We start from the raw sequence: 13,205 nt of genomic DNA on the forward strand, positions 1-13,205 counted from the left end.
AGCGAGGGTTTACAAGGCTTTGGCCGCTCAAGATTTTTTTTGCATGGCGCGGATCGTGGTTTTTTTTGATCAAAAAATCAGCGTTTTTTGCGGTTTTGCACTACATGTTGTGTTTGTGGAGGGTTTTCGGCGGTTCTAGACACAACCTGGCCCGATCGAAATCGGGCCATGGAAATTGCCAGTTGTGATCAGCCGTTGGAGCAACCGTTGCCCATGATGCTGTAGCGCAGGATGTGGCGTTGGCCTTTGGAGTCGTCGTATTCCATCTTCGCCGGGACCACTTCGCAGACGTTGGGGATGTCGCTCATGGAGATGACTTTGGCGATGTCCAGGTGGGTGGAGTAGGTGTACTCCTCGATGGCCGGTTTTTGCTGTGCTGCGTCGGTCGGGGCCTCATCCGCCATCGCGGTGGCGCATAGGCTGCCGAGGACCAGGACCCATAAAGCTTTCATTTGTATTTCACCTTTTTTGAGGTCGAGTGGGGTCACGCAACCGTTTTGGGGTTGCGTGTGGAGCAAGTGTTGGAAGTTGGATTAACGGCCTTCGTGGGGGCTGTGTTGCGCTAATCGTGTTTGCCGGTTGGCGAGGTGGATTTTAGAAGGTGAGGGTGGGGGTAAACAGACTCGGTTTTGATAAACACTGTTGGTTGATCTGGTAATAATCGCTAGAGGTGGTGGGGTGTCTGTGGCATCTGTGTTGGATTTACCACCGTCTTCGCGAGCAAGCCCGCTCCCACAGAGGGTCAGTGTTGGACACAAAATAGGTGTTCACTGAAATTCAACTGTTGGAGCGGGCTTGCTCGCGAAGGCGGCGTTACATCAAAGATTGATATTGGCTGACCCACCGTCATCGCGAGCAAGCTCGGCTCCCACTAGTACCGACATTTTGTAGGGACTTGTTACTACCATCGTCGAATGGTTCTATAGGCCCGCCCCGGGCTACAACGGGATCATACAAAAACAACTATTCACCGAGGTAAGAAAGATGAGTGCGGCTTCTTTGTATCCCGTTCGTCCCGAGGTAGCGGCCAATACGCTGACTGACGAGGCGACCTACAAGGCCATGTACCAGCAGTCGGTCGTCAACCCCGATGGCTTCTGGCGCGAGCAGGCCAAGCGCCTCGATTGGATCAAGCCTTTCACCACGGTGAAGCAGACTTCCTTCGACGATCACCATGTCGACATCAAGTGGTTCGCCGACGGCACCTTGAACGTTTCCTACAACTGCCTCGACCGCCACCTGGCCGAGCGCGGCGATCAAATTGCGATTATCTGGGAAGGCGATGACCCGTCCGAGAGCCGCAACATCACCTATCGCGAGCTGCACGAAGAAGTCTGCAAGTTCGCCAACGCCCTGCGCGGCCAGGACGTGCACCGCGGCGACGTGGTGACCATCTACATGCCGATGATCCCTGAAGCCGTGGTCGCGATGCTGGCCTGTACCCGGATCGGTGCGATTCACTCGGTGGTGTTCGGCGGGTTCTCCCCTGAAGCCCTGGCGGGTCGGATCATCGACTGCAAATCCAAAGTGGTGATCACTGCCGACGAAGGCATTCGCGCCGGCAAGAAGATTCCGCTCAAGGCCAACGTCGATGATGCGCTGACCAACCCGGAAACCAGCAGCATCCAGAAAGTCATCGTGTGCAAGCGCACGGCGGGCAGCATCAAGTGGAACCAGCACCGTGACATCTGGTACGAAGACCTGATGAAGGTAGCCGGTACCGTTTGCGCGCCGAAAGAAATGGGCGCCGAGGAAGCGCTGTTCATCCTCTACACCTCCGGCTCCACCGGCAAACCGAAGGGCGTGCAGCACACCACGGCTGGCTACTTGCTGTACGCGGCGCTGACCCATGAGCGCGTGTTCGACTACAAACCAGGCGAGGTCTACTGGTGCACCGCCGACGTGGGTTGGGTGACCGGCCACAGCTATATCGTCTACGGCCCGCTGGCCAATGGCGCGACCACGCTGCTGTTCGAAGGCGTGCCGAACTACCCGGACATCACCCGCGTGGCCAAGGTCGTCGACAAGCATAAGGTCAGCATCCTCTACACCGCGCCGACCGCGATTCGCGCGATGATGGCCTCGGGCACCGCCGCGGTCGAAGGCGCCGATGGCAGCAGCCTGCGCCTGTTGGGTTCGGTGGGCGAGCCGATCAACCCGGAAGCCTGGGACTGGTACTACAAGAATGTCGGCAAGGAGCGTTGCCCGATCGTCGACACCTGGTGGCAGACCGAAACCGGTGGCGTGCTGATCAGCCCGCTGCCAGGCGCCACGGCGTTGAAGCCAGGTTCGGCCACGCGTCCGTTCTTCGGCGTAGTGCCGGCACTGGTGGACAACCTCGGCAACCTGGTCGAGGGCGCCGCTGAAGGCAACCTGGTGATCCTCGATTCGTGGCCAGGCCAGGCGCGTACGCTGTACGGCGACCATGACCGTTTTGTCGACACCTACTTCAAGACCTTCAGTGGCATGTATTTCACCGGTGACGGCGCCCGTCGCGACGAGGACGGCTACTACTGGATCACCGGTCGGGTGGATGACGTGCTCAACGTGTCCGGCCACCGCATGGGCACCGCCGAGATCGAAAGCGCCATGGTCGCCCACCCGAAAGTCGCCGAAGCGGCGGTGGTGGGTGTGCCGCACGACATCAAGGGCCAGGGCATTTATGTCTACGTCACCCTCAATGCCGGCGAAGAAACCAGCGAGGCCCTGCGCCTGGAACTGAAGAACTGGGTGCGCAAGGAGATCGGTCCGATTGCTTCGCCAGACGTGATCCAGTGGGCACCGGGGCTGCCGAAGACCCGCTCCGGCAAGATCATGCGCCGCATCCTGCGCAAGATCGCCACGGCGGAATACGACGGGTTGGGTGATATCTCCACCCTGGCCGACCCGGGTGTGGTGGCGCACCTGATCGAGACGCACAAGACCATGAATGTGGCCTGACGGTAGCGTGTAGCACCTAAGAGCCCCGCCCGGCGTTTGCCGGGCGGGGCTTTTTTATGGGCGCTGGTGCGCGCTATGTGAGCCGGGAGTGGAAGTGCCTTTGTGGCGAGGGAGCTTGCTCCCGCTCGGCTGCGCAGCAGTCGTAAACCGGTCAATGCGGTATGCCTGAACAAACGCGGTGCCTGGCTTTTGGGGCTGCTGGGCAGCCCAACGGGAGCAAGCTCCCTCGCCACGGGTCTGGTGGGTGAATAAATATCGGCGTTTAAAGTAGGAGGTGTCTGAACGTTACCGACGTTTCGAAATGTGTAACCAAAGGCGCCATAACGGGGCGATGTGAAACGCGAAGCCCCGTCATAGGGCGGTTCCAGGCATACCTGAAAATAAGCCGACACGCTGTGCTTGCCGGATTAGAAGGGTTTGCGAATAATGGGCCCGCTATTTGCAGCATAGATCGGTTTCCCTTCTTTTGCTCTTGCATGAATTTGCGAGGCTGTCAATGTGCTCGAACAGCTTTCTCGGTGCTTCTGTAATTTGTTGTCGCATTGAAGAAATATCGGCTTCGGGCCTGTCGTTAGAATGCCGATCACTCGCTCGTCGTGGCTCGCGTTGGATAAATCGTGAGCTTCCTAGGACGCAGCACCAAAGTTCGTTTCACCCATTCGCATATTGGGCTGTTGCTCACTCTGCCGTTTTTGCCCTTTACCGATGGAGTCCCAAGATGAAGAAACTTGTGCTGCTTGGCGCCCTGGCACTGTCCGTGCTGTCCCTGCCGACCTTCGCTGATGAGAAGCCTCTGAAGATTGGTATCGAAGCGGCTTACCCTCCGTTCGCCTCGAAAGCCCCGGATGGCAGCATCGTCGGTTTCGACTACGACATCGGCAATGCGCTGTGCGAAGAGATGAAGGTCAAGTGCGTGTGGGTCGAGCAAGAGTTCGACGGCCTGATCCCGGCGCTGAAGGTGCGCAAGATCGACGCGATCCTGTCGTCCATGTCGATCACTGAAGATCGCAAGAAGTCGGTTGATTTCACCAACAAGTACTACAACACCCCGGCCCGCCTGGTGATGAAGGCCGGCACCCAGGTCAGCGACGGCCTGGCCGAGCTCAAGGGCAAGAACATCGGCGTGCAGCGCGGTTCGATCCACGAGCGTTTCGCCCGTGAAGTCCTGGCCCCGCTGGGTGCCGAGATCAAGCCGTACGGTTCGCAGAACGAGATCTACCTGGACGTGTCCGCCGGCCGTCTCGACGGTACCGTGGCAGACGCTACGCTGCTGGATGACGGCTTCCTCAAGACCGATGCCGGCAAGGGCTACGCATTTGTAGGTCCAGCCTTTACCGACGAGAAATACTTCGGCGACGGTATCGGTATCGCGGTTCGCAAGGGCGATGCCCTGAAAGGCAAGATCAACAACGCGATCACCGCCATTCGCGAGAACGGCAAGTACAAGCAAATCCAGGACAAATACTTCGCTTTCGATATCTACGGCAAGTAACGACGTCCCGCCACTCGTGCGAAATGGCGCAAGCAACAGGATCTCTGCGGTTTGCGCCATTTTTTCATCCCACTTTCGAGGACCTGAATCATGTTGAAAGGCTACGGGGCTGTCATCCTCGATGGCGCATGGTTGACGCTTCAGCTCGCCTTGTCGTCCATGGCCCTGGCCATCGTCCTGGGGTTGATTGGTGTCGCGTTGCGCCTTTCGCCGGTGCGCTGGCTGGCGTGGCTGGGCGACCTGTATTCCACGGTCATCCGCGGCATTCCCGACCTGGTGCTGATCCTGCTGATTTTCTACGGCGGCCAGGACCTGCTCAACCGCGTCGCGCCGATGCTTGGCTATGACGACTACATCGACCTGAACCCGCTGGCGGCCGGTATCGGCACCCTGGGCTTCATCTTCGGTGCGTACCTGTCGGAAACCTTTCGCGGTGCGTTCATGGCGATCCCCAAGGGGCAGGCCGAGGCGGGCATGGCGTACGGCATGAACGGCTTCCAGGTGTTCTTCCGGGTGCTGGTGCCACAGATGATTCGCCTGGCGATTCCGGGTTTCACCAACAACTGGTTGGTGTTGACCAAGGCCACTGCGCTGATTTCCGTGGTGGGCCTGCAAGACATGATGTTCAAGGCCAAGCAGGCGGCGGATGCCACTCGCGAGCCTTTCACCTTCTTCCTCGCAGTGGCGGCGATGTACCTGGTGATCACCAGTGTCTCGTTGCTGGCGTTGCGTCACCTTGAGAAGCGCTACTCGGTAGGCGTAAGGGCGGCTGATCTATGATCTTCGACTACAACGTCATCTACGAAGCTTTGCCGCTGTATTTCAGCGGCTTGCTGACCACACTGAAGCTGTTGGCCCTGTCGCTGTTCTTCGGCCTGCTGGCGGCGCTGCCCCTGGGGTTGATGCGGGTGTCCAAGCAGCCGGTCGTCAACATGACGGCCTGGCTCTACACCTACGTGATCCGCGGCACGCCGATGCTGGTGCAGCTGTTCCTGATCTACTACGGGTTGGCGCAGTTCGCGGTCGTGCGCGAGAGCTTTCTCTGGCCATGGCTGTCCAGCGCAACGTTCTGTGCGTGCCTGGCGTTCGCCATCAACACCAGTGCCTACACCGCCGAAATCATCGCCGGCAGCCTGCGGGCCACGCCCAACGGTGAGATCGAAGCGGCCAAGGCCATGGGCATGTCGCGCTACAAGCTGTATCGCCGGATCCTGCTGCCGTCGGCCCTGCGCCGGGCGCTGCCGCAATACAGCAATGAAGTGATCATGATGTTGCAGACCACCAGCCTGGCCTCCATCGTGACCCTGATCGACATCACCGGGGCCGCGCGCACGGTGAACGCGCAGTATTACTTGCCGTTCGAGGCCTACATCACGGCCGGCGTTTTCTATCTGTGCCTGACCTTCATCCTGGTGCGCCTGTTCAAACTGGCCGAGCGCCGCTGGCTGGGTTACCTGGCCCCGCGCAAGCACTGATAACGCATCGATCCGATCGACTGCTCAACGACTGACGTTTTGTGAGAACCGACCGCATGTACAAGCTTGAAGTCCAAGACCTGCATAAACGCTATGGCAGTCACGAAGTGCTCAAGGGCGTGTCCCTGAAAGCCGCCGCTGGCGATGTGATCAGCATCATCGGCTCCAGTGGCTCCGGCAAGAGTACTTTCCTGCGTTGCATCAACCTGCTTGAGCAACCCCATGCCGGCAAGATCCTGCTCAACAATGAAGAGTTGAAGCTGGTGGCGGGCAAGGACGGCGCCATGAAGGCTTCGGACCCCAAGCAACTGCAGCGCATGCGTTCGCGGCTGTCGATGGTGTTCCAGCATTTCAACCTGTGGTCCCACATGACCGCGCTGGAAAACATCATGGAAGCGCCGGTGCATGTACTGGGCGTGGCCAAGGCCGAAGCACGGGAGAAGGCTGAATACTATCTGAACAAGGTTGGCGTGGCTCATCGCAAGGATGCCTACCCGGGTCACATGTCCGGCGGAGAGCAGCAGCGCGTGGCGATTGCCCGTGCGCTGGCGATGGAGCCTGAGGTGATGCTGTTCGACGAGCCGACCTCGGCGCTGGACCCGGAACTGGTGGGCGACGTGCTCAAGGTGATGCAGGCCCTGGCCCTGGAAGGCCGGACCATGGTGGTGGTGACCCATGAAATGGGCTTTGCCCGTGAAGTGTCGAACCAACTGGTGTTCCTGCACAAAGGCATCGTCGAAGAAAGTGGCAACCCGCGCGAAGTGCTGGTGAATCCGCAATCCGAGCGCCTGCAACAATTTCTGTCGGGCAGCCTCAAGTAATCGCTCCCGTTACGCACCTGATTTGGGTCATGCTGCGCACCGCGCGCCAGATGGTCTAATTTGGTTGCAGCCGCTTTTGGCTTTAACACTGTTTTCGCTTCGGATCGCCCGCCATGACTGCCCATCGAATAGGTTTCCTGATTTGGCCCAGCACTAATGCCTTGACGCTGGCGCTGGCCGAGGACGCCTTGCGTGTCGCCCAGCGGGTGCATCCGGATGTGGTCTACGAGTTGTCGTTCTTGCAGGCCGAGCCACCAGCCGACGGCGCCTGGCAATTGCCGGGCGAACCCTGGGCCGGCAAGCTCGAGGGTTTCCAGAAACTGTTCCTGCTGGCCGATGAGCCGCCGACCACGCTGGCCTCGCCCCTGAGCAGCGCCCTCAAGCAACTGGTGCGTGCCGGTTGTGTGATCGGCGGTTTGTCGGCGGGTGTCTATCCCCTGGCGCAATTGGGGTTGCTCGACGGTTACCGTGCCGCCGTGCATTGGCGCTGGCAGGACGATTTCTCCGAGCGCTTCCCCAAGGTCATCGCCACCAGCCATCTGTTCGATTGGGATCGCGACCGCCTGAGCGCTTGCGGCGGCATGTCGGTGCTGGACCTGTTGCTGGCGGTGCTGGCTCGGGATCACGGCGCGGAACTGGCCGGCGCGGTGTCGGAAGAACTGGTGGTCGAGCGCATTCGCGAGGGGGGCGAGCGCCAGCGCATCCCGTTGCAGAACCGCCTCGGCTCCAGCCATCCAAAGCTCACCCAGGCGGTGCTGCTGATGGAGGCCAATATCGAGGAGCCGCTGACCACCGACGAAATCGCCCAGCATGTGTGCGTATCCCGTCGGCAACTGGAGCGGATCTTCAAGCAATACCTCAACCGCGTGCCCAGCCAGTATTACCTGGAGCTGCGTCTGAACAAGGCCCGGCAGATGCTGATGCAGACCAGCAAGTCCATCATCCAGATCGGCTTGTCCTGCGGTTTCTCCTCGGGGCCCCACTTCTCCAGCGCCTACCGCAACTTCTTCGGCGCCACGCCGCGAGAAGACCGCAACCAGCGACGCAGCAGCAGCCCGTTCGAGTTGTCCTCGGTGCCGTCCGAACGCGGCTGAGCGGCACAACTTGCTTCTGTGGGAGCAAGGCTTGCCCGCGATGCAGGCGACGCGGTCCTTGGTGAACCGAGGCGCCTGCATCGCGAGCAAGCTTTGCTCCCACAGATAAGTCCCCTCGCCACAAGTGTTTTGCATGGCCGAGGGAAATGTAGAAGCCAGCGCCTCAAATACACCGGCAACGTTTAAACTGCGCCTTTGCGACGCTATTTGTCGCATTGCCGTAAACCCGCGCAAAACGTGGGTTGGCGCTATAAGAAGTTGTCGCTTGGCGGCAAGGCCGGGCTGAAAACTGTCCTTACAATCCTTACCAAGCTCGCCAGTTCCAGGCGGGTGTTCCTCATCAGGAGACTCCGATGTCCGTTGAGCAAGCCGCGGTACAACGCGCCGATTTCGACCAGGTTATGGTTCCCAACTATGCACCTGCTGCCTTCATTCCTGTGCGTGGTGCCGGTTCCCGCGTATGGGACCAATCCGGTCGCGAGCTGATCGACTTTGCTGGCGGGATCGCAGTCAACGTACTGGGCCATGCCCACCCGGCGCTGGTCGGTGCACTGACCGAACAGGCCAACAAGCTGTGGCACGTCTCCAACGTCTTCACCAACGAACCGGCCCTGCGCCTGGCTCACAAACTGGTCAACGCGACCTTCGCCGAGCGCGCGTTCTTCTGCAACTCCGGCGCCGAAGCCAACGAGGCCGCCTTCAAGCTGGCCCGTCGCGTTGCGTTCGATCGTTTCGGCAGCGAAAAATACGAAATCATCGCCGCGCTCAATAGCTTCCACGGTCGCACCCTGTTCACCGTCAACGTCGGCGGGCAATCGAAGTACTCCGACGGTTTCGGGCCTAAAATTACCGGCATTACCCACGTTCCTTATAACGACCTGGCTGCTTTGAAAGCCGCCATTTCCGACAAGACCTGCGCCGTTGTGCTGGAACCGATCCAGGGCGAGGGCGGTGTGCTGCCGGCCGAGCAGGCCTACCTGCAAGGCGCCCGCGACCTGTGCGATGCCCACGATGCGCTGCTCGTCTTTGACGAAGTGCAAACCGGCATGGGCCGCAGCGGCCATCTGTTCGCCTACATGCATTACGGCGTGGTCCCGGACATCCTCACCAGCGCCAAGAGCCTGGGCGGTGGTTTCCCGATCGCGGCGATGCTCACCACCGAAGCGCTGGCCAAGCACCTGGTCGTCGGCACCCACGGCACCACCTACGGTGGCAACCCGCTCGCGTGTGCGGTGGCCGAGGCGGTGATCGACGTGATCAATACCCCTGAAGTGCTCGGTGGGGTCAAGACCAAGCACAACAAATTCAAGGCGCGCCTGGAGCAGATCGGCGAGAAATACGGCCTGTTCACCCAGGTGCGTGGCCTGGGCCTGCTGATCGGTTGCGTGCTGAACGACGCCTGGAAAGGCAAGGCCAAGGACATTTTCAACGCCGCCGAACAGGAAGGCCTGATGATCCTCCAAGCCGGCCCGGACGTGATTCGCTTCGCCCCGAGCCTGGTGGTGGAAGACGCCGACATCGACGCCGGCCTGGACCGCTTCGAGCGGGCTGCGGCGAAGTTGACGCAAGCCTGAGGCTGACCCGGACCTCCCTTGTGGGAGCGGGCTTGCTCGCGAAGAGGCCATCGCATTCAACGCAAATGTTGACTGACAAACCGCCTTCGCGAGCAAGCCCGCTCCCACACTGAGTATTTTTTTCTCTGTGTCGACGTGACCGTCGAACCGTTTATTTCAAGTTAAGGAGTGACACCATGCTGGTGATGCGCCCCGCGCAAATGGCTGATCTGGGCGAGGTACAGCGTCTGGCTGCGGACAGTCCGATCGGTGTCACCTCCTTGCCGGATGACGTTGAACGCCTGAGCGACAAGATCGCCGCCAGCGAAGCCTCGTTTGCCGCCGAAGTCAGTTTCAACGGCGAAGAGAGCTATTTCTTCGTCCTCGAAGACACCGCGACCGGCAAGCTGGCCGGCTGTTCGGCCATTGTCGCTTCGGCCGGTTATTCCGAACCGTTCTACAGCTTTCGCAACGAGACCTTCGTTCACGCGTCCCGTGAGCTGAAGATCCACAACAAGATCCACGTACTCTCCCAATGCCACGACCTGACCGGCAACAGCCTGCTGACCAGTTTCTACGTGGTGCCGGAGCTGGTGGGTTCGCCATGGTCGGAACTCAATTCCCGCGGGCGGCTGTTGTTCGTCGCCAGCCATCCGGAGCGGTTCGCCGATTCGGTGGTGACCGAGATCGTCGGCTACAGCGATGAGAATGGCGACTCGCCGTTCTGGGACGCCATCGGTCGCAACTTCTTCGACCTCAACTACGCGGCGGCCGAGCGTTTGTGCGGGCTGAAAAGCCGTACCTTCCTCGCCGAACTGATGCCCCATTACCCGATCTACGTGCCGCTGTTGCCGGACGCCGCCCAGGAAGCCATGGGCCAGGTTCATCCGCGGGCGCAGATCACCTTCGACATCCTGATGCGCGAGGGTTTCGAGACCGATCACTACATCGACATCTTCGACGGTGGCCCGACCCTGCATGCCCGCGTCTCGGGCATCCGTTCGATTGCCCAGAGCCGCGTGGTGCCGGTCAAGATCGGCGAACCGGTCAAGGGTGCCGGCCGCCAATACCTGGTGGCCAATGCCCAACTGCAGGATTACCGCGCCGTGCTGCTCGAGCTCGACTACGCGCCAGGCAAGCCTGTAACGCTGGACATGGAAGCGGCCGAAGCCTTGGGCGTTGGCGAAGGCGCCAGCGTACGTTTGGTAGCGGTATAACGCTTTACAGCTGAGTTTCGCGGGTGGCGAGAGCGGCCCGTCTGAGGAGATAGCATGATCGTTCGTCCCGTACGCAGCAGCGACTTACCCGCTCTGATCGCCCTGGCCCGCAGCACGGGCACCGGCCTGACTACCTTGCCGGCCAACGAAGAACGCCTGGCCCATCGGGTCGGCTGGGCCGAGAAGACCTTTCGCGGCGAAGCCGGGCGTGGTGACGCGGACTACCTGTTCGTGCTCGAAGACGATGACGGTCGCGTGGTGGGCATTTCCGCCATCGCCGGCGCGGTGGGATTGCGTGAGCCCTGGTACAACTTCCGGGTCGGCCTGACGGTCAGCGCGTCCCAGGAGTTGAACATTTATCGGGAAATCCCGACGTTGTTCCTGGCCAACGACCTGACCGGCAATTCCGAGCTGTGCTCGCTGTTCCTCCACGCCGACTTCCGCAATGGCCTCAACGGCCGGATGCTGGCCAAGGCGCGGCTGTTGTTCATTGCCGAATTCTCGCAGTTGTTCGGCAACAAGATCATCGCCGAGATGCGCGGCATGTCCGACGACAACGGGCGTTCGCCGTTCTGGGAAAGCCTGGGCCGGCATTTCTTCAAGATGGAATTCAGCCAGGCCGATTACCTGACTGGCGTTGGCAACAAGGCGTTCATCGCCGAGCTGATGCCCAAGTTCCCCCTGTACACCTGCTTCTTGTCCGAAGATGCCCGGGCCGTGATTGGCCAGGTTCATCCAGATACCGAACCGGCGCTGTCGATGCTCAAAAGCGAAGGGTTCAGCTACCAGGGTTACGTCGACATCTTCGACGCCGGCCCGGCGGTGGAATGCGAAACCGGCAAGATCCGCGCGATTCGCGACAGCCAGGCACTGGTGCTGGCCATCGGTACGCCGGGCGATGACGCCACGCCGTTCCTCATCCATAACCGCAAGCGCGAAGACTGCCGCATCACCGCTGCACCGGCGCGCTTCGCCGCAGGCACACTGGTGGTCGATCCGCTGACCGCCAAACGTCTTCAACTCAACGCCGGCGATCAAGTGCGTGCCGTCGCGTTGTCTGCTGCCCGGGAGTCGAAATGATGAAGTCGTTGTACATCGCAGGTAGCTGGCTGGAAGGCCAGGGCGACCTCTTCGAGTCGTTGAACCCAATCACCCAGCAGGTGTTGTGGTCGGGCAACGGTGCCACTGCGGCGCAGGTGGAATCGGCGGTGCAGGCCGCGCGCCAGGCGTTCCCGGACTGGGCGCGCCGCTCGCTGGATGAACGCATCCAGGTGCTGGAGGCCTTTGCCGCGTCCCTGAAGAGCCATGCTGACGAACTGGCCCGGTGCATTGGTGAAGAAACCGGCAAGCCGTTGTGGGAAGCGGCGACCGAGGTGACCAGCATGGTCAACAAGGTCGCCATTTCGGTGCAGAGCTACCGCGAGCGGACCGGCGAGAAGAGCGGCCCCCTCGGCGATGCCACCGCTGTGTTGCGCCACAAACCCCACGGTGTGGTGGCGGTGTTCGGCCCCTATAACTTCCCCGGCCACTTGCCCAACGGCCATATCGTGCCAGCGTTGTTGGCCGGCAACAGTGTGTTGTTCAAACCGAGCGAACTGACGCCGAAAGTCGCCGAGCTGACGGTCAAGTGCTGGATCGAGGCCGGTCTACCGGCGGGCGTGTTGAACCTGTTGCAAGGCGCGCGGGAAACCGGTATCGCCCTGGCGGCGAACCCGGGCATCGACGGGCTGTTCTTCACTGGTTCCAGTCGTACCGGCAACCTTTTGCATCAACAATTTTCCGGACGCCCGGACAAGATCCTGGCGCTGGAAATGGGCGGTAACAACCCACTGGTGGTGGATGAGGTGGCGGACGTCGATGCGGCGGTCTACACCATTATCCAATCCGCCTTCATTTCCGCCGGGCAGCGCTGCACGTGTGCGCGCCGCCTGCTGGTGCCGGAAGGCGCCTGGGGCGATGCGTTGCTGGCGCGCCTGGTGGCGGTCAGTTCGACCCTTGAAGTCGGTGCCTTCGACCAACAACCGGCACCGTTCATGGGCTCGGTGATTTCCCTGGGCGCGGCGAAGGCGCTGATGGATGCGCAGAACCATTTGCTGGGCAAAGGCGCCGTGCCGCTGTTGGCCATGACCCAGCCGCAGCCCCAGGCAGCCTTGCTGACGCCGGGTATCCTGGACGTGACGGCTGTGGCGGAGCGTCCCGATGAAGAGCTGTTCGGGCCGTTGCTGCAAGTCATCCGCTACAAGGATTTCGCAGCGGCAATCACCGAGGCCAACAATACGCAATATGGCCTGGCGGCCGGGTTGTTGTCCGATTCCCAGGAGCGTTACCAACAGTTCTGGCTGCAAAGCCGCGCCGGTATCGTCAACTGGAACAAACAGCTGACCGGCGCCGCCAGCAGCGCGCCGTTCGGCGGCGTCGGTGCCTCGGGCAACCATCGCGCCAGCGCTTATTACGCGGCGGATTATTGCGCTTATCCGGTGGCTTCCCTGGAGACACCGAGCCTGGTCATGCCGGCTGCCTTGACCCCCGGTGTGCGCATGTCTTGAGACCGCCATCGCGGGCAAGCCTTGCTCCCACAGGAGTTATGCAAAACCTGTGGGAGCAAGGCTTGCC

The 13,205-nt window shown here is 60.9% G+C and carries 11 protein-coding genes; 10 read left to right on the forward strand and 1 reads right to left on the reverse strand.

What is annotated here, in order from left to right; genetic code table 11:
* Positions 1 to 188 precede the first annotated feature (188 nt).
* Complete coding sequence (locus tag J3P88_RS07495) at positions 189 to 452, reverse strand: DUF2790 domain-containing protein (RefSeq protein WP_186729835.1); 264 nt, start codon at positions 450 to 452, stop codon at positions 189 to 191.
* Between the two features lie 532 nt (positions 453 to 984).
* On the opposite strand from J3P88_RS07495, the gene acs reads away from it, so the two are divergent.
* From acs to astD, 10 genes are all read left to right on the forward strand, one after another.
* On the forward strand, positions 985 to 2,940 hold the full coding sequence (acs, locus tag J3P88_RS07500; RefSeq protein ID WP_434574567.1) for an acetate--CoA ligase: 1,956 nt from the start codon (positions 985 to 987) through the stop codon (positions 2,938 to 2,940).
* Between the two features lie 718 nt (positions 2,941 to 3,658).
* Positions 3,659 to 4,432, forward strand: coding sequence for an ABC transporter substrate-binding protein (locus J3P88_RS07505; RefSeq protein WP_411385420.1), 774 nt, complete (start codon positions 3,659 to 3,661; stop codon positions 4,430 to 4,432).
* Between the two features lie 90 nt (positions 4,433 to 4,522).
* A complete protein-coding gene (locus J3P88_RS07510; RefSeq protein WP_003178836.1) occupies positions 4,523 to 5,212 on the forward strand; it encodes an ABC transporter permease in 690 nt (229 codons plus the stop codon).
* A complete protein-coding gene (locus tag J3P88_RS07515; RefSeq protein ID WP_053124415.1) occupies positions 5,209 to 5,907 on the forward strand; it encodes an ABC transporter permease in 699 nt (232 codons plus the stop codon). Before J3P88_RS07510 ends, J3P88_RS07515 begins: the two co-directional genes overlap by 4 nt.
* 56 nt (positions 5,908 to 5,963) lie before the next feature.
* Complete coding sequence (locus J3P88_RS07520) at positions 5,964 to 6,728, forward strand: ABC transporter ATP-binding protein (protein WP_434574568.1); 765 nt, start codon at positions 5,964 to 5,966, stop codon at positions 6,726 to 6,728.
* A gap of 113 nt (positions 6,729 to 6,841) precedes the next feature.
* Positions 6,842 to 7,822, forward strand: coding sequence for a GlxA family transcriptional regulator (locus tag J3P88_RS07525; protein ID WP_434574569.1), 981 nt, complete (start codon positions 6,842 to 6,844; stop codon positions 7,820 to 7,822).
* 353 nt (positions 7,823 to 8,175) lie between these two features.
* Positions 8,176 to 9,396 (forward strand): aspartate aminotransferase family protein, encoded by a 1,221-nt coding sequence (locus tag J3P88_RS07530; protein ID WP_186707070.1) that lies wholly within the window; start codon positions 8,176 to 8,178, stop codon positions 9,394 to 9,396.
* Between the two features lie 176 nt (positions 9,397 to 9,572).
* Positions 9,573 to 10,592, forward strand: coding sequence for an arginine/ornithine succinyltransferase subunit alpha (gene aruF, locus J3P88_RS07535; protein ID WP_003178851.1), 1,020 nt, complete (start codon positions 9,573 to 9,575; stop codon positions 10,590 to 10,592).
* A 54-nt stretch (positions 10,593 to 10,646) separates the two neighbouring features.
* Positions 10,647 to 11,672 carry an arginine N-succinyltransferase gene (astA, locus tag J3P88_RS07540; RefSeq protein ID WP_434574570.1) on the forward strand — a complete coding sequence of 342 codons (1,026 nt, stop codon included), beginning with the start codon at positions 10,647 to 10,649 and terminating at the stop codon, positions 11,670 to 11,672.
* The gene (gene astD / locus J3P88_RS07545) at positions 11,669 to 13,138 is read left to right on the forward strand and encodes a succinylglutamate-semialdehyde dehydrogenase (RefSeq protein ID WP_434574571.1); all 1,470 of its coding nucleotides are present in this window, start codon (positions 11,669 to 11,671) and stop codon (positions 13,136 to 13,138) included. The genes astA and astD overlap by 4 nt, the downstream gene beginning before the upstream one ends.
* Positions 13,139 to 13,205: the final 67 nt, after the last annotated feature.

It is taken from the genome of Pseudomonas sp. Z3-6, assembly GCF_051131985.1.
Taxonomy (GTDB): Bacteria; Pseudomonadota; Gammaproteobacteria; order Pseudomonadales; family Pseudomonadaceae; genus Aquipseudomonas; species Aquipseudomonas zanjanensis.